Raw genomic sequence first — 25,843 nt, 5'->3', positions numbered from 1 at the left:
ATCATAGGGGCATTTATTTTGTTATCTGTATAAAGTGAAATGTCCAACAAACTCTCTTGCATCATTCTCGTCATTTAGTTTAAGAACATACCAGTAATCACCTGAAGGCAATTCAGCACCGTTGTATCTACCATCCCATTTTTGACCATAGTGATATTTAGCAATTATACGACCGTATCTGTCAAATATTGAGAACTCCAGTTTGTCATAGATATTTGTACATCCAGGTCCCCAAGTGTCGTAAACGCCGTCGCCGTTTGGTGTAAAGTAATTATCAAGACAAACATCAATATACTTAATGTAGTAATCTTGAGAAACTGTACAGCCATTTTTATCTCTTACGGTTATGGTGTAAGTACCAGTTTTGTAAATTTTGAACTCATTTTTAGTACTAAAGTTTACTCCATCGATACTATACTCGTAATCACCTCCACCACCTGTGGCAGTTGCTTTAATGATGTTCCATACTCCTTTGTCTTCTGCTAATGTTAATGCTAAAGGTTCGTATGAAACGATCTTGAAACTTGTTGTTGGCGTCTCACATCCATTTGTATGTCTTGCTACAATAAAGTGAGTTCCTGGTGCCACGTTTGTAAAGACGTTGCTTGGCTGATAAGTTCCTGTTCCGTCAAGGGAGTAATCGACATCGGCAATATCATTGCTGTCATCAATTTTTACAACTACCATGTTTGCTTGTGCATTATCAACACAGTGGTAAGATACTTCGGTAATTGGATCAAGAACAACTGCTTTATCCATTATAACGTCTCTTGAAGTTAAACAAGTAGCATCTTTAACAAACACCTTATGTGCTCCTCCTTTAAGGTTAGCAAAACTATGCTGTGTACCAACAACTGGTGCATAAGTTCCGTTTTCATTATCAAGACTGATACTATAAGGTGGTTTTCCTCCAGAAATTTCTATGGTAAATGCACCATCTTTATCTCCATCACATATTTCTTGGATAATAGGTCCTACTACTTTCGCCTCTAAAACTGTTGGTTCTTTGATTTCACGCTCTATAATTTGGAAACATGAATTTTCGTCTTGAATAATAATTTGGTATAAACCTGGAACTAGACGATCAAAGACAGATTTAGTATCGAATAAACCTAAATTTGGCGAAATTGCATACTGAATAACTCCAGTTCCACCAGTTGCAGCGATTACTATTTTACCATCATCAGCTCCAAAACATGTCACATCGGTTACTGTTGCTGTAACAGATAATGCTTCTGCAGGTTCATTTATTGTTATTGCTTGTGAAGAGTACTGACAATCACCACTGTCTACTCTTACAACATAAACTCCTTTTGGAAGCAGATCGAAATAACCGCTAGGTTGTGCCGGTCTAACTATTCCACCTGTGCTATCAAGTAAAGTATATATATAATTTCCTAAACCGCCTACACCTTCAGCATCAATGACTGCTGTTGAATCTCCTTTACAATAAACTACTGCATTCATTAAATCTAGCTTAAGATCTAATGGTGTTACAGGATTTATGGTAATATTATTAGAGATAGCTCCAACACATCCTCTAGAATCTCTTACATAGTACTGATGATCTCCTAATCCAACAGCAAATGTTACTGATGAAGAAAATTGACCTGCAATTGCGGCAAAAGTTTTGTCTGTACTGTACTCATATTGTCCAGTTCCTCCTGTTGCACTTAAAGTCAATGTCGCACTTGTTTTACAAGTTATTCCTGTAGCCAGTTTTAATTCGGCTTCGACTTTAGATGGCTCGCTTATTACTAGCTCTGCACTTGGTTGTGAAACACAGTTAAGACCATCAACGACTGTTACTGAATATGTTCCAGCTGCTAAGCCTGAGAAAACAGGTTGGCTTTGAGGTGCAGATGAAACTACAGGAACTACAGATAGATAGTTTAAAATATAAGAATAATTAGTTCCCTGACCTCCCGTTGGTAAATCAACTGTTATCACTCCACTTGTATCACCGTTACACAATAAAGCGCTTACAGTTGCATTGGCTGTAACTAATATTGCATCTGGCGTTTTTAACGTCAGGCTTTCTGTTTGAACACATCCAGAAAGATCTTTAACATTTACTGTATAACTTCCTGGTGTTAGATTTTCAAAATAAAACTGCTGTGAGTAAGCAACGCTTATTGCACCCGGACCAACACCTACCAATTCATATAGATAACTTCCTGGCCATCCGCCTTCAGCTCCAACTGTAATTGTACCATCATTACCTGGATCACAACTAATTGGAGTCGAGTTTACTGAAATAGACAATGCCGCGGTTGGCTCTGCAATTGAAAAACTTGTTTCTACCTCACAGCTTGGCGTAGCACTCAATTTAGCTTTAACAGTATAAAATCCTGCTTCTAAATTAGGAATAGTGATCATAACACCCGTAGTGGTTTGTAATGGACTAGTTCCTTTTGGTCCCGTAATTGTGTACTCAAATGGTCCCGCTTCATCCGGATTAACTTGATTGTCAACAAAACTTAAATCTACACTTCCAGTAGCAGTTCCATAACAAATAACATTTTTAATATTACTTGCCACTAAATCAAACGTATTTGGATCGTTAACATAATGAATCATAGTTATAGTACATCCTGTAATTGGATTAGTAACTGTAACTAAATAATTTCCTATCGTTAATCCAGTAAAAGCTCCGTCATTGTTTGTCATGTCGTAAGTACTTCCTGTACTGATTCCTTTTAGGTTGTAAAGCAATACCGGCATTGGTGTAGTTGTTCCTGTTGTAGTAACATTTACCTGAATATCTTCGTCATTAATACATGTAATTGCTTTAGTTACTGTAATTGCTGAAGGAGTTGCAAAATCAATAGCCACGAATGGTTTGATTACTGCAGTTGTTGTTCCTAAACAACCATTAGTATCGTAAACATTGATTACATAGTTACCTCCTAACAGATCTGATTCGATATAAACAGGATTATCTCCTCTTTGAACTGGAATAGGATTTCCATTTTTCAAAAATTCATAAACTTTATAATCGTTAGAACCACCAGATGGCAGACCAACTGTAATTGTAGCATCATTCGCTTTATTTACTTTTGTACATCCAAATTCTACTACATCAGGATTAGGAACCGTGATTGCCAACGGTTCTTCAACGTCAATAGTTTTATCAACTGGACAACCTTTTCCTGAAGTTACTGTAACTGTATACGTTCCTTTAGGAAGATTTGTAAATACATTACCAACTAAAACCACTCCAATTGGTGATGGATGGATTGCGTAAGTATAAACAGGATTATTGTTTACTGTTGTTGTTTGAGCAGCCATATTTACAGTAATACTACCTGTGCTTCCTCCGTTGCAAAGTACTTTTGATGGAGTTAAACTAAAGTCGATCGCTGTATTTGGAATTTCAAAAACAACTTCTACGTCTTTTGTACAATTTGTTCCTGTATCTCTAACACTAAATGTGTATTTACCAGGACTCAAGCCACTAAATACTGGTGTTGTTTGAGTATTTGCCCAATTGTCTTTAGTGTATTCATAACTTGGTATTATTGTACCGCCTGAAGCAATTAGTGTTACTTCACCTTCGTTTCCATTACAAATAGGATTTATAATATTGTCGTCATACAATAATTTTAGCGGCTCTAAAATATGAACTACTTGAGTAACCACACATTTATTCTCGTCACGAACATATACAGTGTGATCTCCTGTAGTTTTTACTACCAAAATACTATTTGTTCCCCAGCTGTTTCCGTCTAAGCTGTATTCAAGATTTGGAGTAAATCCAGTTGCTATTACAGGAATATCATAAGTACCCGCTGTACTTGGACATTGCGTAGGTATTGCCGAAGTAATACTTGGCATTGGATCTTGTGATATCTTAACTGTTACATGATCAAAACAATTTTGTGCATCTCTTACATATACATCGTAAGAATCGAATTGCGGAGACACCTCACTTGTAGCAATTTCTATAGTAGTAAATGGATTATAATCTCCACCTGCTGGAATTGTTGGCGGCGTTGTTGTAGGTACTACTGCATACATATATCCAGATGTTCCTCCTACAATTGTTGTAGGATCAATAGTAAGAACTGCTTTTAAATCATGACAATTTTGGTTCTTAACGCTTACCTTAAATCCGCTTAAATCTAAAGGATCCGGCTCAGTAATAATAACTGAATTTGAAGTTGCAGGGCAACTTGGGAAATCAGTTTCTACAATTCTTACTGTATAATTGTTTCCTTCAAGTAATCCGGAAGGAATTACAAATGGATTAGAAACAGCAGTATCATGAGAACCTGAAGCTCCAGCTACAGCCGTTGCTCCTTTATAAACTGCATAATCATATTTTCCAGAATAATTTAAAATATTAATTTCGATTGAACCCGAAGCATTGCCGCTACAATCTACGTTTGCAAAAGTGCTTGCAACCACTTTTGCTTTGTCGAAAACTGGAATTTCATATGACGCAGATTTTAAACTACATCCTGTATTATTATCAAAAACTTCAAACTCATAGTAACTACCTACTGTTGGAGCATCATACGTAAATGTATTTCCTGTAACAGGAAATGGTCCGTCAAGAAATGCACCATCTTTGTATACATTGTAAGTAAATGGATTAGGCGAATTACTTCCTCCAGTAATCGTAACATTTATTTCCTGCTTGTTATTAATACAGTCCATTTTTGTACCAAAAACACCATCCACAGAATTTAATTTAGGTAATGGATTTAATACTGTAGTCAATTTTGTTGTTTGTAAACAACCTTTCGAGTCTTTCACATAAAAAGTTGGATCTTGAACACTTCCATTATCTCCTAACTCAAATGTATATTTATTATCTGCAGGTATGCTATTACTTGCGAAATAACGAATACCATCTATACTGAAAGTATACGTACCTGTACCTCCTCCAGCTGTAACAACTGCAGTTGTTTTAGTTGGATTTACAGTACAGCTAAACGGTACTGCATCAGCTGCAGCAGTTACTGCGACAGGATCTAATATTTCAACATCTACATTTGCTTCGCAATTTAAGTTTGAGGTAACACTTACATTATATTTTCCAGGAGCTAATCCGCTAAATACATTCATACCTTGCGTTTTAGCTGTACCAGCTGGTAATGGTGTAAGTGTATAATTATAACTATCACTATTATTTACTGGTCTTAAATTTACAGTAATGGTTCCGTTGTTATTTGTTCCTTGCGGAGCATTACAGTCTACTGGTGTAATATCAATATCTGTTATTAATAAATCTACCTGAGTTGGAGGATTCATAACAACTTTTTCTGTAATGACATAAGAACAATTTCTTGCATCATAAACTACAATTTCATAGTTTCCTGTCTCTCCAGCTAGAACGGTATGATAAGCAGTGTCTAATCCTGCTGGGAATGCTATTGGAGCAGATACTACGCCAGCAGGATTCTTAACGGTATAAGTATAAGAACCATAACCACCTACAGCAGTAATTTTAATGGTTCCATCAACAGGACCACAGAAAATTTCGGTATCTATTTTTGCTGAAGCGAAAATTTGACCTTTAATTTCAACTGGAATAGAAGCCAATGCTTGACATCCATATTGATCTATTACTGTAATTTGATAGTTACCTGGTGCTAAATCTGTAAATGTATTGTTTGTAAGCCAAGTTTTTCCGTTGTCAATACTATATTTATAAATTGGCGTATACTCTGGTGTACCTGGTGTAGATGCATTAACTATAATTGTTGCACCTTGTCCAACACCTGAACCTGTATAACAATATACTGATGCTGCATCGATTGAAGCAACTGGTTCAATTGGTGTTTTTAATTCGAATGTTTTTGTTACTTCACAGCCTTTTGCATCTTTTACCGAAACAGTATACACTCCAACTTTAGTAAGTCCAGCAAAAACTCCATCTGTATTTGATGGTAAAACTGTACTTGCTGGCGCTGGTTCTGTAACAGTGTACGTGTAACCCCCCCATCCTTCTGATGCTTCAAGTTTTACTGCACCTGTCGTTTTACATCCTAATGGTGTAACATCAACAGTAAAACCTAAGGCTTTTGTAACAGTATAGATATCAAAATTAAATGTAGCTGGACATCCTGTCTCAGTATCTGTCACTTTGATACTATGAGGGCCTGGAGCTAATCCTGTTAAATCGATTGTTCCAACTGTCATTGTTACTGTTGTTCCGCTTGAATCTAATTCATAATCATAACTAGAATTAAATCTTGTTACTAAGAAACTAGCTTTTCCGTCGCCGGCATTTAAACAAGTAATATCTGTTGTAGATTGAGGCGTAATCTCAATCTTGATAACGTCTTTAACAGTATGTTTTATCTGTTTGATACACTTATTTGCATCAGTTACCTGGAATATATAATCACCAGGCAATAAACCACCAAATAATGGATTATTGTTATTCTCTGTAATTATTGCTCCAGTATTTGAAACAATCTGATAAGTCAACGGCAGAATTCCACCAGTTACATTTTTGATTTCTACACTAGTACTTGTTCTTAAACAAGTAATTGGATCTGGTTGATCTAGATCAAACTTTGTTGGAGGATCTAACCATAAGATCGTTACAGTTCCTGTTTTAGGACAACCGTTTTCATCTCTAATTGCATACGGAATAGTTTGACTTGCTCCGTTTTGATCTACATAGAAAATGTTTGTATCTGCACTGAAGTCACTATTATTAAAACTATATTCATATGCACCAGTACCTCCGTGTGCCGCTAAAACAACTTTTGCTTGTTGTGGAGCATTATTTGCACCACATAAAGGCTGATCAATTGTTGGCGTATCTAATATCAATTCTGTTGGCTGGCCTAAAGTTTGAGTACCAGTTACAACACAACCCAATTCATCTTTAACAGTATAAGTATAATCACCTGCAATTAAATTAATAAACAATGGAGTTGATTGTGTAATTAAAGTTCCTCCTGCTGGTAAAGTTCTTAGTAATGTATATTCATACTTGCCTTTACCACCTTTTGCAGATAGCAACATGGTTCCTTCTCCTCCAAAACATAATGGTTGAGTTGGAGTTGCATCTGGTACAATTGGCACAATCGGGTCAACAGCTACTGGAGTTGTTTGTATCTCACAGCCGTTTGCATCTTTAATTAAGAATACATAAGAATCTGCGTCTGTAGCTGCAACTGGATAAGTGAAAGTTCTTGAACCTGCAGGTAAAATTGGAGTATCACCACCAAATGTTCCCGTTCCTTTTTTAACAGCATATGTAAAATTAGGAGTACCAGTACCATTTGTAATAGTCACTGTAATGATAGCATTTGGACCTACTGCTCCACTAGCATCACAAACTAAATCTGTTGTAACTTCTGCATTTGCTTTTGGAGTTGGAGTAATTGGAGATTTAACAACAGGTGTTTCACAACCGTTAAAATCTTTAATAATTACATCTACTGGTCCAGAGCTAAGATTTTTTATTGTATACGGTAAAGTACCAATTGGTACAAAAGTTTTTCCGTTTACGCTTATATAATATGGTTCTTTTCCTTTTGTTGTTTCTGTTACTTCAACTTCAAAAGAACCTTCAGCGGCACAATTATCTACGATATCTAATGTAAATGCTGGAATAGGATCCTGCGGTAAAGCAATAGTAGTATATTTAATACATCCGTTTGCATCTTTAACATAGACATCATAGCTAGTTCCAGCTCCTACGCTTCCTGCTAAATTAAAGCTATTTTTATTATTCCATTTTGTAGGGTCATAAGCCGTTCCTGAAGCAACAGCCTGATATGTATAAGGTGCTGTTCCATCTTGTGCAGATGCACTAATTGTTCCTAATTTACTACAAGTTGCATTTAAATCAACCGAAGCGTTAATTCTTAACAATTTAGTCGATTTATCAATTTTAAAGTTTGTTGTAGCAATACTACATCCTTGATTAGGTGTAGCTCCAGTTTCTTTTATTAAAACATAATAGTATCCTAAATCTAATGCTGATGGACTAGTAATAGTTACTGTTCCAGGAACACCACCCACAGCTGCAGGTACTGTACCAGAACCCGTAACACCAGTTGATGTCAATGTTAAGCCATTAAAAATTGTATAGGTAAAATTAGTTGCGGTTGTATAGATACTATTAACCGTAAATGTTACGTTACCGTCTGTTACATCACTACAAGTAACGTTTTGTGGCACTATATTGCTAGCCGTTAAAGTAGAGTTACTTGGAATAGCAGGTGCGCCAGTTTCATAATAGTAACATTTTGATTGATCATCGTATACTACATAAGTATAAGTAACACCTGGTGTTAAATTAGTAAAAGTAGTTTGCTTAAGTCTATCGCCTGTAACAATATCAACTTCTTCTGCCTGCCATCCTGGTCCAGGGTAAGTTGCATTTGTTCCGTCATAAATTCTAAAGAAAAATGGTCCTGTACCTGAAAATGCAGATCCAACCTTTACAACTGCAGAACCACCGCCTCCTCCCGGAGCTGTAGTATCACAATTTGTAGGAGGATAAGTTACTGTAATAGCAAGTTTATTAGGTGGAGATGTAACTAGCTCATCTGGGAATTCTACTGAACAACCATTTTCATCCTTAACTACAATCTTATATAAACCAAAATCTACAATACTAAAAGTAACAGAAGTTGTACCGTCAGTATTTAATTCACTCTTATTATAATTTGTCCCTGTAACATAGTAGCTATAACCCGTAGAGCCAGGAACTCCCGGAGAAGTAACCGTTCCACCTGTTACACTATGAATGATAATAGACCCTTTTGCCATTCCACCGGCAGGATCACACTTTATACCAATAATTTCATAATCTACTACAATAGGTTTTGGTTTAATGATTTCTACTAATTCATCATCAAAACATCCTTTGCTATCAGTAACCGTAACTTTATAATGACCTGCTGGTAAACCTGTCATTTGAGAACCAAAATCTGTAAATGGCGCATCTAAAAGCTCTACTTTATATGTAAAAGGTGAAGCACCTTTACTTGTATCAAGTGTAACTTTAATAGCTCCTGTTGATTCTGTTGGACATAAAATCTTCTGTGATTGAACCGCTGTTAAAATAACTGGTGGTTCAACTGGACTTACTTTAACTACACCTGAAATAATAGAACATGCTGGAGTATTAGAATCTGTAGCTTCAAATTTGTAATCTCCATCTTGACTTGTTGAAAAAGTACTTCCTGTAATTCCTGTTGTTGTATAACCACCTCCATTACGAGAAACTCTGTATGTATAAGGACCTACTCCGCCTTCTGCAGATAATGTAAATTGGGCATCTGTAGTAGTATATGGAGGTAAAACAGCACATGTTAAATCTTTAACAGGAGTTACTGTAATCTTCAATTGATCGTTAACAGTAATAATAGTAGTATCCTCACAACCATTATCATCTTTAATACCTAACGTATATTTTCCTGGCGCTGTGATTGATTTGGTATCATTTGTATTATAAACGCCATTTAATCCGTAAAGTTTTGTTGTTGATCCTGAATAAACTGATCCTGTAATTTTCACATCAAATGCAGCACCAGCATAACAAAGTGCTGTTGTTACTGGATCAATTTTTGGAGAATCGTTTCTTGTAATAGAAATTGATGTTTGCGCAGGACAGCTATTACCGTCTTGAACATATACATCATAATCTAAACCATCTACACTTGTATCTTTAATAAAAGTATTAGCATCTACAAAATCAGTAGCTGTTGGGGTAACTCCAGCTTTTACTACTGCATATTTTAAAGGAGCTTTTCCACCTTTAGCCGTTACTACAATCGTTGTGCTAACATGAGGTGCACAGAAAACTTTTGTTCCTGTAACTTTAGTAATTTCTACAAGAACTGGATCTGCAAGAGTTACTTCGCTTGTAGCAGAACATTTTGTGTCTTTATTTGTAACAGTAAAGGTAAATTTCTGACCTCCTTTTAATCCTGCGAAAGTAAGCACATCTTCTAATGCGCCAGTAACTATACCTGGAGCTGTGTTGATAGTTCCTGAAACACTTCCAACCAATGTATAAGTATAATCTGTTGTTCTATTTCCAGAAACTTTGAAGCTAATAGAACCATTACTCAATCCATTACAAGTTACATTACTTGCAATTGATCCTGTCGCTTGAATTTTTACAACATCTAAAATTTCAAAGTCATCTTCTACAGTACATTTGTTTGCATCTGTAACTTTAAAGTAATAATGGCCTGGCACTAAGCCTGTAAATGTGTGTGAATTTGAATTTACACCTGTAACAACAGTAGCTGTTGGACTAGTAATTTCGTATGTAAATGGCAATACACCATCTGTTACTGTTAAAGTTAAGCTTGTTTTATCATGTCCTGTCTCACAAGTAATTGCTGCTGGCGGAGCAAAAGCAATTGCTTTTGGAGGGTTTAAAGCGTCAATAGTTACACCTCCTGTTACAGAAACTTTACATCCGTTAGCATCATAAACATCTACAGTCACATTGCCTGAAGCAGTTGTAGAATATGTATTTGAAGTAACTGGTGTTTTACCATTATAACTATATCTATAAAGATCTGGCGCTGGGTACGGAGTACCTCCTGAAGCCGTTACTTTAATTGTTGCTTTTTGCGCATTATTTGAAGCATCACAAGTTAACTTAACATCAACATCTGCATCCGCTGTTAGTGCAACTAATGGTTCTTTAATCGTAACCGTTTTAGCATCCGAAGCACATTTTTTAGCATCAACAATAACAACACTATAGGTTCCTGCACCTAAATTTTCGAATACGTTTGTTGTTTGTGTAATTTTTGTACCTGCTGGAGTAATTGGTGTTACCTCATAGGTATAAGATCCTGCAAGAATTGGATTTACTGTAATACTTCCTGTTTTATCTCCTTTACATAAAACAACGCTTTCTACTGTATTAAAATCAGGTTTTACAGTAGAATTTACAGTTTGAGAAACTACAACTGTACAGCCTTTGCTATCTGTAATTTCAAAATAGTGAGTTCCTGCTAAAGCTGGATAAGTAAATTTAGTTTGACCTGCTGGTACATCTGTATATAATCCTGAGAAAGGAGCTCCTGAAGTATTAACTCTATACTTATAATCTGGGTATCCATCTTGAATTGTAACTCCAATGATAGCCTCTGGGCTAGTTGGATCACAAGTTAAGTCTGTATCAATTGCTGCTTTAGCGCTTAAAGGAGATGAAATTACTTCCTCTGCCAAATCAGCTGTACAACCAGTTACAATATCTCTAACGGTTATAGTATATTTTCCTGGAGTTAATCCTGAGAATGTACCTGATGGCTGATAATTACCGCTATTAAGTTTATATTCATAATTAGGATTTGGTTTTGGTGCATTTTTTGGCGTCGCAATTAATGTTGCTCCAGCTCCTCCAGCACAGTAAACCGAAGTTGCATCAATACTTGCTATTGGTTTTACTTCAGGGTTAATTGTAAAATCTGTACCCGCTACATTACATCCTGTACCATCAGAAACAGAAACACTATAAGTTCCTGCCGCTAAGTTTTTAAACAGATTGTCATTCGTTTGAGTAATTGCTGTTCCAATAACTGGTGCTTTTTGTGTAACAGTGTATGTATAAGCTCCTGATCCTCCTACAGCATTAATTTTTGCTGTTCCTAAATCCTTACAGGTAACATGTGTAAGATCTGACGGATTTAATTTTAATGCAGATGCCGGACCTGCCACTGTTACCTTTTCTGTAATTTTACATTTTGTAACTGAATTTGTAACGACAATAGTATGTAAACCTGCGTCTAATCCAGAAACAGTAATATTAAAAGGATCAGTTGTCGAAGTACCCGATCCTGTTGTTGGTGGTGTTGTATCTACCGAATATGAGTAGGTTGTACCTACAACCATTCCGCTAACCGTAAATATAGCAGAACCATCAGAAGCACCAAAACATTTTATACTAGTTGGAGTGCCTGTTACTGTAAAGTCTTTAGGCAAATCAATTAAATGTGTTTTTTCAAACGTACATTTATTAGCATCTCTTACTTCAAATTTATAAGTAACACCAGCTTTAATATTATCAAATACGTTACTTGGTTGAAATGCTGTTGCTGTTGGCGAAACAATTCTATATTCTAAACCTGCAGTTGGTAAAGGAGTATTTGTAGCATCAACAACATTAGTAATCGTAACACTTCCCTCTTTCAATGGACAGGTAGCTGCTGTAGTTGTCGAAATTGTCATTCCCTTTGCAGGATTCAAATCTACAATAGTTAATTTTGGTGTTGTTGTAAATGTACATGAATTACTATCTGTAATAGTTACTGTGTAATCTCCTGCTACAGAAATATTATCAAAAACCTTTGTCGTTTGAGTAATTAATGCAACTCCATTTCTATTCAGCGTGTATTTGTAAACACCATTTCCACCTGTAACTACTGCACCTACGGTTATTGTAGCAGGGCTATCACAAGTATACGGAACTGTTATTGTTGCTGTACCACTAATTGGATCTGGCGCTGTTAAGGTAACAGTTATACTTTTTTTACATCTATTTTCATCTTTTACATAATATGTATAGGCCACTCCAGCACTAAGTCCTGTAAAATATGATGTGCTATTATAAGTAATATCGTCTTTACTATATGTATATACACCAGTTCCTCCACCTGGTTTTAATAAAATAGTTCCATCATTAGAACTATCACATTTTGGGTTTACATTTGTTGACCCTAATGTAATTGGAACCAATGCCTCTATCTTAGCATCGCTGGTTGTTGTACAATTGTTTGCATCTTTAATTGTAAAAGTGTAATTACCAGCCACCGCTGTAGTATACGTAAAAGTGTTTCCTGTTGAAGTAGGTCCCACTAAATCTCCTGTTTTATCTCCAGTAGTAATTGTTACTGTAAAAGGTGCTTTACCTCCTTCGATTGTTCCCGTAATAACTGCACGATTTGCTGGTGCAACGTCGCAATCAAGCGGAGTTGTAACTGGAGTCGCTGCAAGTAATTGAGCCGTTATAACTTGAGTAATTGGATCTGAGCTGCATCCAAAACTATCTGTAACTATAAATTCATAAGTTCCTTCATTCTCCGCTTTATAAGTAAAAGTAGGTCCTGCAAATGTTGCGCTTGGCCCAACTGGATTGCCTCCATTGTATTTTACCGTATAAGTATAATCTGGTACTCCATCTGTAACTTTTATTGTGATATTTGTTCCTGCATTTTTATCAAAACATACACTTGGCGTAACATTTTCTAATTTTGGTCTTACTGGAGGAACAATATCCACAGATGCCAAAACTTCTGTCTCACAATCGTTTAAATCTTTGGCTACAACTTTATAATTTCCAGTTATTTTAATATCTAGAAATGTATCTGAATCTTGAAAAGCTTTTACAACTGTTACACCGTCCGTTTCTCTTAATTCATATCGGTAACCAGGAGTTCCATCACTTGCTTTAGCCTTAATAATTGCTCCAGTAGAACATTTTAATACCTGCTCTACCCAAGCATCTACTTTTAATTTTTTTGGAGATTTAATTTCCTGAGCTACTGGAAAAGAACAACTGCCAGCTGTATCATCATAACGAATACTAATGTTATAAATTTTACTAGCTAAATTTTTCAACGTTATACTACCGCTTGTTGCCGCAGGAACTGGTTTTACAGTCTGCCAACCTGCAGGATCACCTGCTATTAAATATTGAAATCCTTTTTTAGGATCAAAGTTTTTAGCTGATAATGTAATTTCTCCATTTTGCTCACCACTACATCTTACATCTTTATATCCTGTTATACCAGCAGAGAAAGCCTTACTACCATCAACAACTATTGGGAACAAAGCTGTCGCCCCACAAATTTTAGGCATTTGAAAAACTGTGATATCATCTATAGCTACGTCATTACCGTCAACTTCTTGAACATTAGAACGCACAACAAATCTTAGGTTAGTATTTTTCCCTGGGTTTAAGGTTAATAAATAATCTTCCCATTTATTTGTTTTAGGTATAGCACCTGTAGCAACACTCGAAACATCATTCCCTGCAAGATCTACTAACGCTAACTGTATATTAGGATTAGCTCCCAATTGACCTGTTCTCAATAAATTTATTGCAGATATTTTTACACTTATGGGTTGATCAGCTATAACATCTTTTATCTCTTTTTGATACAAAATAGCCGACGTAGGAATTTGATCCCCAATATTAACTGCCAGATATCTTCCTCTTAGATCCTTTGGTCCTGCAATAGTAGTATGATCTTCTGGACTTAACCAAGTACCATGTGGAGATACTATCTTCGCAGTAACTGTGTATTCACCATCGTTTAATTTAATACTTCCATTTTCCTGCGTAGCAGCTACTTGTCTCTCCCATTTATAATAAAAGGTATTTATTCCCGGTGAAGTAACGTCTGGTCCTGAACCGAAAGTTTCTACCAATAAATTACTATATGTAGGAACCGTTTTTACAGTGTAGCTCACCATTATAGTATGATCTCCCTGGCTTACATTTTTAAACACATTTGAATTAATTGGTGTATTAGCGGTGCCATCAATAAAATAACTATAAATAAATTCAGAATTCACGTCATTTGTAACCGTTACAGTTGTAGTTGCTGTTCCATCACAATTAAAAACGGGATCATCAATCTTAATTGTAGGTTCATTAGGTTTTGGTTTTAAAGTTATACCGCTCATTTCAAATATGCATCCAACATTATCTTTAACATAAACCTTATGATCTACTACTGGATCAATATAAGCCCAATTCTGATCTATCCAAGTTTTTTTTAAATCAAAACTATATTTATAAGGCGCAGTTCCACCCTCGGCATTTGTAATTCTAATCTTTCCCTGTTTCTCATTTCCTACTGGTCCACAGCCCGCTAATTCAGCGACACCCGCAGATGCCGTTAAAGCAGGTTTTCCTCCTATTGCCACCGATACAACAGGGTCAGAACATTTAGTCGTTACATCCTTACCATTAACTCTTACCGTTTTACTATAGTTAACACCTATAAGGTAATTTCCAGGGTCTAGATTCTTAATAATTGGCCCTGAGCTATTACCCTCAAAAGTATAGCTCATCGTATAACCGTTTGCATTTGAAACTCTTATCTCTATTTGACCTAGACCTCCATTACAATTTCCATCTGTTGCAATAATTTCATAGATTGGTTTTTGAGGGTCACTAACTGGAACAGCTGGAGCCAAAGCAGAACAACCATTTACATCTTCTACACGAATAATATAACTCCCTGCTTTAACTAACGATATCTTATTACTAGTTCCATTAGCTACAAATGTGGTGCCTCCATCAGTACTCACAAAATATTGATAAGGTGCAGTTCCTCCACTTTGACTTACTGTAATGATACCTTTATCACTACATGCAGTTAAGCCATCTGTTAGAGTGGCACTCGCAGTTATTTTTGCAGCTGGAGCCGCAATAGTAAAATTGTTAGTTTCCTTCATACATCCAGTCCCAATCGAGGTAATTACTCGATAATTTCCGGGAGCTAAATCTGAAAAAGGATATTCAGAATCTTTGGTAAATGGAGAATCATTTAATAAGGTAGAAGTGGTACCAGTAACCTTAAAAATTTCATATTTATAATCCTGTTTGATATCATTTGTAATGACCTTTACACTACCTAGATCGCCATTACATTTTGGAGAAGTAAAACTAGTTTTTACTTGAAAAGTAAGGCTTTTAATATCCAGATTTATAACTTTAAATTCACATGATCCTACTACATCTTTTATTCTAATAAAAGCCGTGTAATTACCCGGTGTACTTGTTGTAAAAGTACTATTTACATCCCATAGTCCCGGAGCTCCAGTTGTAGTAAAACTATACTCATATCCATTTCCGAACCCCCCAACGGTAATTTTACCATCTATTTTGCAGTTACCGTCGCTGCTTTTAATAATATCGCTTTTAGTAACAGCCGTTGGAATTAAAGTATTTTGATATACATTAAAATAAAAAACACTAGGTACACCTGCTTTATCTACTATTTTTACTCTAAATTGTCCAGCCGTATTTGCTAAATAATCTTTTCCAGTTCCGACTTGTTTCCAGCAAGATGCTGCAGCGGTTTCATTAGCACAATCACTGTTTGAAACTGTTACACAACCACCTCCAGAAATAAATCTTTCCCAAACAATAGATTGAGGATCTGTGATATTAATATTGATAGGTCGAGAATCGTTTCCTCCACATAAAAATAACTTGGGTAATTCTTTTCCATCATTTGGACATTTTACAACTTGTCCTGCATATGGTAGTTGAGCATATGGAATTATAGGATTGGTAAGTGCTGCGACAGCTTCCGTTTTTGACGTTTCTTTTTCATCACTTAAACTAATTGAGTTGTCAGGCTGACTTGCAGCTTTAAAAAATACATCTTCCTTCAAGTTCTTATTGAACTTAGAATCGAATGCTATTAAATTCTGTGAATGGGACACAAAATTAAATAACATTGCAACGGCAAAAATCAGCGTTCTTAAAATAGTAGGTTTTTTCATAGTCAATCTATTGTTTACTTCCATCTTGCTGTCTGAGGGGCGTCATAAAGCAAAATAATTAGTATTTAAAACATTTTATTTTATAAGCTCTTAGATATTATCTAAGAGCTGTATATATCTTTTTAATTCTCCACTTTTACGATAGCCATTTTCCCGTTGTATGGCTTAGATCCTTTAGCTTCTAATGCCTTAGTTGCTTCTGGTAATCCATCGAACTTATCGTAATAGATGTAATATTTACTTGTTGTAACGTTGTAGAAGAAATTAACATCTGTACGTCCAGCCGCTACGGCTTTTCTTAAGAATTCATCTCTTTTTTCAACGCTGTTGTGAACTGCAATAATTAAATAATAACCATTATCAGAATTTTTAATATTCTTAATAATCTGCATATTCGACTGATCTTCTCCAAAATCAAAATCACTTGCCTTCAATGGTGTGCTGCTTAATTTTGTGGTCTCTTTTATACGTTTAAGAGCGGCAACGTCCTGTGCATATCTTCCTTGATCGTTTTCATATGCTGCACGTTTAATTCTACGTTTTTTCTCAATCTCCGTTTCAGTCTTAATACGCTCTAAGTTCGAAAGCAGAACTGCACTGTCTTGTTCCATTTTTAACTGAGCCGCTTTTAACTCATTTATTTTATCCAAATAAGCTTTATTCAAAGCATCATTTTTATTTGGAACTTTTTTAAGTCTTTCGTTATACAAATTAGTCAGCTTGGCAATTTCTTCTTTTTGCATTCTGCTCGCATCTGCAAGTTGTCCTTTTAAGGCCTCTAACTGGCTATTTTCTGCAGCAACACTTTTAAATGGTTTTGGCTCTTTATAAATACCTTTTTCACTTAAATCGTTCTCTTCTCTTAAATCATTCAAATCTCTTTGTTTATTAGCTACTGTTGTATTAAACTGAGATAATAAATCTTTCTGTACTTTACTTGAGTTTTCTAATGACTGTGTTAAGTTTTCAATAGCTTTAGCTGAATCATCTTTTGGAGTTGCCGCTGCTTTTGCCGCAGCTTCGGCAGCTAATCTTGCCTGAAGCGCTTCTGCATCAGCTTTCGCTTTCGCATCTGCCAATAATTTTGCCTCACGTGCTTCTTCTGCTAATCTTAACTGTCTCGTTTCTTCTTCCGCTTTCATTTTTTCAGTCGCTTCCGCATCTGCTTTTGCTTTGGCATCTGCTAATAATTTAGCCTGAGCTGCCTCCATGTCTGCTTTTGCTTTTGCGTCCGCAGCAAGTTTTGCTTGGCGGGCTTCTGCATCAGCTTTTGCTTTTTCTTCCGCTGCTTGTTTTACTCTAAGAGCTTCAGCATCTGCTTTCGCTTTAGCGTCTGCGGCTAATTTTGCTTGAAGTGCTTCTGCATCAGCCTTAGCTTTTGCGTCGGCAGCAAGTTTCGCCTGTAATGCTTCTGCGTCTGCTTTAGCTTTCGCATCGGCTGCAAGTTTCGCTTGAAGTGCATCAGCTTTGGCTTTTGCCTCAGCATCTGCTTTTGCTTTTTCTTCAGCCGCTTGTTTTGCTTTCAGCGCTTCAGCATCAGCTTTCGCTTTTGCATCTGCAGCTAATTTAGCCAAGCGAGCTTCTTCAGCTTGTTGTAGTTGTTTAGCTTCAGCGTCTGCCTTTGCTTTCGCAGTTGCTTCTGCATCAGCTTTAACTCTTGCATCTGCAATTAATTTCGCTTGTAATGCCGCCATATCGGCTTTTGCTTTTGCTTCTGCTGCCAATCTCGCTTGTTCCGCTTCTGCATCAGCCTTCACTTTAGCTTCAGCTGCCAATTTCGCTTGTAATGCTTCTGCATCGGCTTTTGCTTTAGCCTCAGCGGCAAGCTTCGCTTGAGCGTCTGCTTTTGCTTTGGCATCGGCTACTAATTTTGCTTGAAGTGCTTCAGCATCGGCTTTAGCTTTTGCTTCTGCTGCTAATTTTGCTTGTGCTTCGGCATCGGCTTTAGCCTTAGCATCTGCCGCCAATTTAATTTTTAAAGCTTCTGCATCTGCTTTCGCTTTTGCTTCTGCTGCTATTAATGCTTGTCTTGCTTCAGCATCTGCTTTTGCTTTTGCTTCGGCTGCTAATTTTTCTTTCAAGGCCGCATCTGCTGCTGCTTTCGCTTTTGCATCTGACGCTAGTTTCGCCTTATTTGCGGCATCAATTGAAGCTTTAGTTTTTGCTTCGGCAGCAGCTTTTGCTTTTGCTTCGGCAGCTAACTTAGCTTGCAATGCATCAGAATCTGCTTTTGCTTTTGCATCAGCTGCTAGTATCGATTGTAAATCTGCTTCTTCCGCTTTTGCTTTAGCTTCCGCTTTTCGTTTTGCTTCAGCTGCATCAGCCTTAGCTTTATCATCTGCTGCTAGTTTTACTCTTAAAGCTTCCGCATCTGCTTTGGTCTTGGCATCTGCCGCAAGTTTAATTTTAAGAGCCTCTGCATCTGCTTTTGCTTTATCAGCTGCTAACTGTGCTTGTGTTTTTTGTGGAGCTGTACTCGCTGCTGCAGGTTTATTTGCAATTGCTTGAGCTCTCGCTGCTGCAGCTGCATCAACTCTTGCTTTATTATCTGCGGCAAGTTTAATTCTGCGTGCTTCAGCATCGGCTCTGGCTTTATCAGCGGCCAATTGTGTTTGTGTTTTTTGTGTTGTGGCAACTGCTCTATTTGCTGTTGCAGTTTGTGCTCTCGCACTGGCCGCGGCATCAGCTTTAGCCTTAGCATCGGCTGCTAATTTTATCTTAATAGCTTCAGCATCTGCTTTCGCTTTATTATCTGCTTCTAATTTTGCTTTCGCTGCGGCTTCGGCATCAGCCTTCACTTTTTCTGCAGCGGCAAGTCTTGCTTGTTTTGCTTCTGCATCAGCAATAGCTTTAGCTTCAGCTGCTAATCTAGCTGTTTCGGCACCACTCACTCTTGTAACTGGAGCACTTGTCGTTTTCTTAGCCATTACTGGTTTTGGTTTTGCAGGATCTATTAATGAACCTTCTTCATCTTCACCGTAATAGTAATTTTTACTTTTAAATTTATATGCAATTGCAAATTCATGAGAACCTCCCATATTGGTGAAATTTCCCATTCCTCTTTCATAATTGTATTCGATCGAAATGCTAGGCGAAATATTAACGCCTAAACCAGCCGAAATTCCGTATAAAGTATTATATCCTGCCTGAGCCCAAACTCCTTGCGGAATAGCAAGCATGGCAAGTCCAGAAATAACTGTTTTATCTTTTTTAATCTCTGTTTTTACAAGTCCAGAAAATTTACTTCTGTCAAAAAAACCAAAACTATCCAAATAACCCGTGTACATTCCGTGCAGTTGTATCGCTCTTTCTGGATCATCCTTTACCATTCCTGAACCAAAATTGTAAAGCACTAAGTTGTTTATCGATAATCCGAAATCTAGAAATGCAGTTCCGTAATTAATACCTGGATTAACGGTTAATAAAGTATTTGAGGGATACTCTCCGTTTAAAACTTCAATGTCGTCAGTAATGATTTTACCTCTGTCTAAACCGCTTTTATAAACTCCTACATTCAAACCAAATGTTAAGTTGCTGTCTTCTTGCAAAACGATGTTATGAGCAAAATTTCCGACTCCGCCAAAAACAGTCATTAAACCATAATTTTGTTGAAATAAACCAAAAGCGAAAGCCTCATTTTCTCTAAAACGACCTGAATAACCTGCCAAATAAGTTTGCGGCGCATTATCAAATTGTACCCATTGTCTTTTATTATAAAAACTTGCATAAGCATTTGTTTCTCGAACAAAACTAAACGCAGGGTTAATTAAATATCTGTTGAACTTTAAAGAATTTCTTATAGGCATTGAAAACGAAACAACTCCATTCTCATTTTGTTCTTGAGAATAGAGTGCATTTGAAAAACCGTAAAATAAAGTTATGAATAGTAAAATTTTCTTCATCTTATTTAATCACAGTTATTGATCCTTTTTTTTCACCGGTGTCTGATTGAATGACATAGTAATATACTGGATTTACATTTTTAAAATCTATTGCTGTCTGCGGCCAATCGCCTTGATAGTTGTAAACATCAAGAACCTTTTCGCCGTTTGAACTTAGAATAATTACTTTGGTATTAGCATTTTTATAAGCATCTGGAATATTCCAATACGGACTTGCACTGCTGAGCTTAATTATATTTTGAATAACCGTAGAGGGTGCTGTAGGACCTGTAACTTTAAAACTAAATTCCTGAGAAGATATACATCCTGTAGTCTGCGAAATTTTTGCTTTATAATTACCCGGCGCAGCTACCAAGTATGATCTTGATGTCGCTCCTGCGATTACATTTCCATTTAATGACCACTCAAACTCTGGATTCGTAGCATCTGTTGTAAGACTGACATTAACAGTTTCGCCTTCATTAAGAGCGGTAGTATCTGCAACATCTATACTTGCTGTAAATCCGTTACTTTTAAGATCTATAGATCCTGAAGCGCTGCAGCCTCCAAAATCGACATCAACTGAATAAATACCAGATTCATTTGTCGCATAAGAACGACCTACAGCATCTTTAATAGCCACTCCATTCTTTTTCCATTGATACTTGTTTCCTGCGGTTGCTGTTAAAATTGTACCTGTCCCGTTTGAACAAAAAGGATTTCCTAAATTGGAATCGATTGTTACACCAGAACCTCCGCTTGAAGTAGCGACTGTCACTTTGTTTGAACTAATATTAACATCTGAACATTTGCCGTAATCAACCACGGCATAGTAACTCCCTGCTGTATTTACAACAAGGTCTTTACCGCTTTGACCAGCAATAGCAACATCGTCTTTATACCACGTATATTTAAGTTTTGGAAAGTTTAATGGTGATGAATTAGGTATAGAAGGTGTACTATTATCTATTGAAAGAGTTACACTTCCGCCTGGACAGATTGTTACATTAGTATTTTGATTATTAATAAAGAACTTCGATTCAAAATCTTTATAATAAACAGGAAAAGAAGTATCTCCAATAGAATTTTTAAATCGACCAGTTGTAACAGGAGATGCTCCTGAACTTTTAACTCTCAATCCGTACAAATCTGAACCTGTCAAATTTACAGGCACTGCAAATTTTATCGTTTTCTGTGTAGCACTAACATCTACAGCATCTAAAAAAGTTGTTGCAATAGGATTATCTGCATTGTCTAAAAGTTCTACGACAAATGTGGTTCCAGCAGGAAAATTAACATAACTAAATGATGCATAAAATTCATTAAACGAACTTCCTGCACATAACTTTTCTAATCCGTCAAGTTGCTTTGGAACAATAGTCTGCCCATAAGAACTTGATTTAGTAAATAGAATTATGCTAAATAAAATAAGTAATCTGGTAAAAGAAAAAGTAATTTTTTGAATCATATAGTACGCGTTCTAGATAAGTCTATACGTTCAAAAAATAAGATGTCTATGAATGTTTCTGAAAAATCATATTTATAGTTTTCAATAATATCTTTTGCAAGAATTGAAGTTGCACTAATTAATGAATTTTCATTACAGTCTGCACTTAGATCTTTCATTTCAGTTGCAATAGTAAGGCTGTCCTTGGGGGTGGACAGCCCTGCTATAAACTGATTAGAATTCTCTAATTGACTGATCCCTGTAGCAGGATCATTTTTTTGGTTTGTCGCTTTAAACGAAGTCAAATTACACTGTGCTTCAACAGAAACTATAGCTTCTGATGTTGCAGCACTTTGTGCATATAGACTTAACGATATAGGCGAAAACAAAAATATTGTATATAAAAAATACTTTTTTGTAGATTGAGCCATTATGTCTTGATCTTTATTTGGTCCGGTTGAGACGATACATAAATTGTGTCTGGGGACTTTATTAATAAAATTTACGCGTTGAAATAAAAATCGAAATCTATTTATCTATTGCCGCTTGAAGCTGTGATTTTTCCTAGTTGTAATCTAAAATCTGGTTTTTTAGCGTTGAAAATGTCAATGAATGTTTCTTTGTTGCTGCTTTGAGAATAAACGTTAAAAAATACGCTGTTTCCGTACCAGCTTTCTAAATCTTCATTGTTAGAATTGTACTCTGTAAAGATGTTTCCTTTACATAGGTTAAAGTACATTTCTTCAAATTTGATTTTTTTAAGGTTAGCATCATTGATCTCTGTTTTGCTGTCTAACAATACAGCAGGATTAAATCCAGAGATTACACTTCTTTTCATTTCAAGAGAAGCATTTTCGGCTACATAAACAGCCTCTTTTACTAAACCTGATTGAATATCAGCATTGATGTTTTCACTATCGTTAAGCATTGTAATATTAGTAGCAACAACTAATGTTTGTTTTTTAGTAAAATCTGTTTCACTTTTCTTTTCGTATGATTTTACTTCCATACAACGAGATCCGTCTTTGTTACTAGACAAGTAAGATGATCTAACTGCTAATGAATTGTATAAACGACATTGAACTCCTTGAGTAAATTTATAGTCGTCGTTGATTGATTTATAAGAAACAAATTTTGTCGCGTTTACATCACCTCCAAAGAAAGCAAATGAATCTCCTCCAGAGTAACTTACCATTACATTTTCTAAGATTGTTTTATTACCAACTCCAGCGATAGTCAATCCGTTGAAAGTATCAACACCTTTTACTTTTTTTCCAGCAAATTCGATTCTAACAAATCGCATAATACCAGAATTTGAAGCTGTATTATCACCGCCATAAGTAGTAAGCGTTGGGTCTAAGTCTAGGTTATAAGAACCTACATTTCCAAATTTGTTAATTGGAGCATCACCAAGAATAACTACTCCACCCCAGTCTCCTGCTTTTTTCAGGCTTCTGTTAGAAGTAAACACAATTGGATCAGTTTCTAAACCGTCAGCCATAATTTGTGCACCTTTAGTAACTACCAATGTTCCTTTTGTTTCAAAATCACCAATAATTAATGTTCCTGGTTCAATTGTTAAAACTGCATTATTAGTAACATAGACGTTACCTTGCAAAACATAAATATTCCTCTTCAGCAATTTTGTGTTAACAGAAATATTTCCTGCTAAAATTTGGTTTGCTTCTCCGTAATCTACTTTGTTAGGCTTAAATTCGGTCCAGTTGTTTAACCAATTGGTGTAGCCCATAATTCCTTTCTCTTGTTGAGCACTCATACTTGTGACTGTCAAAAAGATACAGATCAATTGAGTAATTTTTTTCATGATAAGGGGGGGTATTGGGGGTTAATAATAATTTGGGTATGCGTAAATGAAAAAACTCATCTCGAGATTTTCTGGTGGTATTCAGAACATATCGAGAACGAGTTAATTTTCTTTTTTCTTTTAAAATGCTGTGAGAGCCTAAAGCTGTTCACGCATCAAAAAAGAGATTTAAAATATTTTTATAAAAATTACATTTCGTTCAAATCGTTGAACTCGTGTAAAGATTTCAATGTACTTTCGTAAAATAAAATAGCTGCGATTAAGTTTCCTTTATCAGAATATGGCATCATTTTTCTTTGAAATTCTACTGTAGTATCTAAGAAATTTGATGTACCCACAGCCTGAGCATCTAAAACTTTTTTGTGTTCGTTATCGTCTGGAATACCTAAGTCTGCCATTGTAACACCCGGTTTTGTAACCAACGCAATGTAAGGGAGAGTTTTTACTAATACTTTAATTCGCTCAATGTATAATTCTAACAATTCCCCTTTTTGCATACCACTCAATTCTTTTTGATCGTGATATTTACGAATAAGAGCTGTCGTACTAATTATACTTCTTGGAGCGTTCTTTGCCTGAGCTGAAGCAGCAGCAGTTGTCAAGATAAAAAATGCACTTAATAAAATAATTTTCCCTTTCATAAATTCTTATTAAATAATTGGTTGTTGATGAAAACAAAAATATAGAAATTAACTTAAATTGCAACTTTATTGATTTGTTTTTTAAAAAAAAAAGCTTAAAAAAAGCTTAAAAACCAGCGTTATGTCGAGAAAATGTGCGTTTTAACGTGCTTTCTGTTAAAATTGTTAAAATCTAAACCGTAAGATTTAAGCCATAAAATTTAGAGTAAAATCTACTCTAAATAACCAAAAAAAGCATACGATTGTCGTTTTTTCAAAAAAAATATTAACAAAAAAGTCTTTATATTTACTAACATGAACAATTTTATTAACAAAAGTTCGTTAGCAAACCGCAAATATTTTTATAAAAATCCATCAGAATCTCATAAATTAAAGCTGCCGTATAAACTTTATCTGGAAAATTTTTGACTACATCATTTTCTTCTATCTTTGCCTCATGCAATTTTCACAAATTTTAGGTCAGGATTACATCAAAAGCCATTTAATAAAAAGCGCATCTTCTGGACGAATTCCGCATGCTCAATTATTCATCGGCCCTGAAGGAAGCGGTACTTTATCGACTGCAATTGCTTATGCGCAGTATATTTTGTGTAATAACACCGGGAACGAAAATGAAAACGGTAACGATTCCTGTAACCTAAAATTTCAAAACATCTCGCATCCCGATCTGCATTTTATTTACCCAACGGTTACTACCGAAGATGTAAAAACCAAACCAAAAAGCTTAGATTTCATTCAAGATTGGCGAACTTTCATTCACGAAATGCCATACGGCGGTTTGTTTGACTGGTATAAAATTCTTGGTGTTCAAAACAAACAAGGAGAAATAAGAGTCGAAGATGCGCAAGAAGTTTTAAAATCACTTTCGCTGAAATCATACGAAGGCGGTTATAAAATTATGATTATCTGGATGGCTGATAAGATGAATATTGCAGCCTCAAACAAGCTGTTAAAACTTCTAGAAGAACCCTCAGATAAAACAATTTTTATCCTAATTTCTGAGAACGAAGAAGATATTATTCAAACCATACGTTCTCGTTGTCAAGTAATTCACTTTAACGGACTGCCGGAAAAAGTAATTGCCGAAGCTTTAATTTCAAAAGAAAATCTCGACGAAAAAACAGCTTTTAAAATTGCGCATCAAGCGCAGGGAAATTTCAATAAAGCACTTCATTTACTCAAAGAAGATGATTCTGAATATCCTTTTGAACAATGGTTTGTCAATTGGGTTCGCGCCGCTTTTAGAGCAAAAGGAAATGCTGCCGCAATTCAGGATTTAATTTCTTGGAGCGAAGAAATTGCAGGACTTGGACGCGAAAGCCAAAAGAAATTTATTCAGTTTTGTATTGAAATGTTTCGTCAAGCACTTTTGCTTAACTATCAAGCACCAACTTTGGTTTATATTGAACCGAAAGTAGACAAATTTAAACTGGAGAATTTTGCGCCTTTTGTAAACGGCAATAATATTCATGAAATTTTCAAAGAGCTTTCAGATGCGATGTATCACATTGAAAGAAACGGAAATGCAAAAATAATCTTAACCGATTTATCTATAAAACTGACTCGTTTAATTCACAAAAAATAA

Annotated in this window: 7 protein-coding genes; 1 reads left to right on the top strand and 6 read right to left on the bottom strand. The window is 35.9% G+C overall.

Translation table 11 applies throughout. The features are described 5' to 3' along the window. Positions 1–21: 21 nt before the first annotated feature. The 6 genes from ACHRV0_RS03195 to ACHRV0_RS03170 all read right to left on the bottom strand — a co-directional run bounded on the left by ACHRV0_RS03195 (position 22) and on the right by ACHRV0_RS03170 (position 24,258). Positions 22–16,464, bottom strand: a complete 16,443-nt coding sequence (locus ACHRV0_RS03195; RefSeq protein WP_395439879.1) for a T9SS type B sorting domain-containing protein — start codon at positions 16,462–16,464, stop codon at positions 22–24. A 122-nt stretch (positions 16,465–16,586) separates the two neighbouring features. Continuing rightward, positions 16,587–20,366, bottom strand: coding sequence for a type IX secretion system membrane protein PorP/SprF (locus tag ACHRV0_RS03190; RefSeq protein ID WP_395439878.1), 3,780 nt, complete (start codon positions 20,364–20,366; stop codon positions 16,587–16,589). 1 nt (position 20,367) lies between these two features. Further along, positions 20,368–21,813: a gliding motility protein SprC gene (sprC, locus tag ACHRV0_RS03185; RefSeq protein WP_395439877.1), complete on the bottom strand. Its 1,446-nt coding sequence runs from the start codon at positions 21,811–21,813 to the stop codon at positions 20,368–20,370. After that, positions 21,810–22,223 (bottom strand): hypothetical protein, encoded by a 414-nt coding sequence (locus tag ACHRV0_RS03180; RefSeq protein ID WP_395439876.1) that lies wholly within the window; start codon positions 22,221–22,223, stop codon positions 21,810–21,812. Before ACHRV0_RS03180 ends, sprC begins: the two co-directional genes overlap by 4 nt. Before the next feature lie 101 nt (positions 22,224–22,324). After that, positions 22,325–23,617, bottom strand: a complete 1,293-nt coding sequence (locus tag ACHRV0_RS03175; RefSeq protein ID WP_089053496.1) for a hypothetical protein — start codon at positions 23,615–23,617, stop codon at positions 22,325–22,327. A gap of 188 nt (positions 23,618–23,805) precedes the next feature. Continuing rightward, positions 23,806–24,258, bottom strand: coding sequence for a hypothetical protein (locus tag ACHRV0_RS03170; protein ID WP_089053497.1), 453 nt, complete (start codon positions 24,256–24,258; stop codon positions 23,806–23,808). 436 nt (positions 24,259–24,694) lie between these two features. On the opposite strand from ACHRV0_RS03170, the gene ACHRV0_RS03165 reads away from it, so the two are divergent. Continuing rightward, entirely contained in the window at positions 24,695–25,843 is a 1,149-nt protein-coding gene (locus tag ACHRV0_RS03165; RefSeq protein WP_129022716.1) for a DNA polymerase III subunit delta', read from the top strand.

Source organism: Flavobacterium sp. FlaQc-30 (genome assembly GCF_044005885.1).
Taxonomy (GTDB): domain Bacteria; phylum Bacteroidota; class Bacteroidia; order Flavobacteriales; family Flavobacteriaceae; genus Flavobacterium.
The sequence above is the reverse complement of the archived record's forward strand: the minus strand, read 5'-3'. Positions and strand labels throughout refer to the sequence as shown.

What these genes read in the sequence shown, in the direction of transcription:
- ACHRV0_RS03195 (WP_395439879.1), bottom strand. Translation starts at nt 16,464, where the DNA reads ATGAAAAAACCTACTATTTTAAGAACGCTGATTTTTGCCGTTGCAATG.
- ACHRV0_RS03190 (WP_395439878.1), bottom strand. Translation starts at nt 20,366, where the DNA reads ATGAAGAAAATTTTACTATTCATAACTTTATTTTACGGTTTTTCAAAT.
- sprC (WP_395439877.1), bottom strand. Translation starts at nt 21,813, where the DNA reads ATGATTCAAAAAATTACTTTTTCTTTTACCAGATTACTTATTTTATTT.
- ACHRV0_RS03180 (WP_395439876.1), bottom strand. Translation starts at nt 22,223, where the DNA reads ATGGCTCAATCTACAAAAAAGTATTTTTTATATACAATATTTTTGTTT.
- ACHRV0_RS03175 (WP_089053496.1), bottom strand. Translation starts at nt 23,617, where the DNA reads ATGAAAAAAATTACTCAATTGATCTGTATCTTTTTGACAGTCACAAGT.
- ACHRV0_RS03170 (WP_089053497.1), bottom strand. Translation starts at nt 24,258, where the DNA reads ATGAAAGGGAAAATTATTTTATTAAGTGCATTTTTTATCTTGACAACT.
- ACHRV0_RS03165 (WP_129022716.1), top strand. Translation starts at nt 24,695, where the DNA reads ATGCAATTTTCACAAATTTTAGGTCAGGATTACATCAAAAGCCATTTA.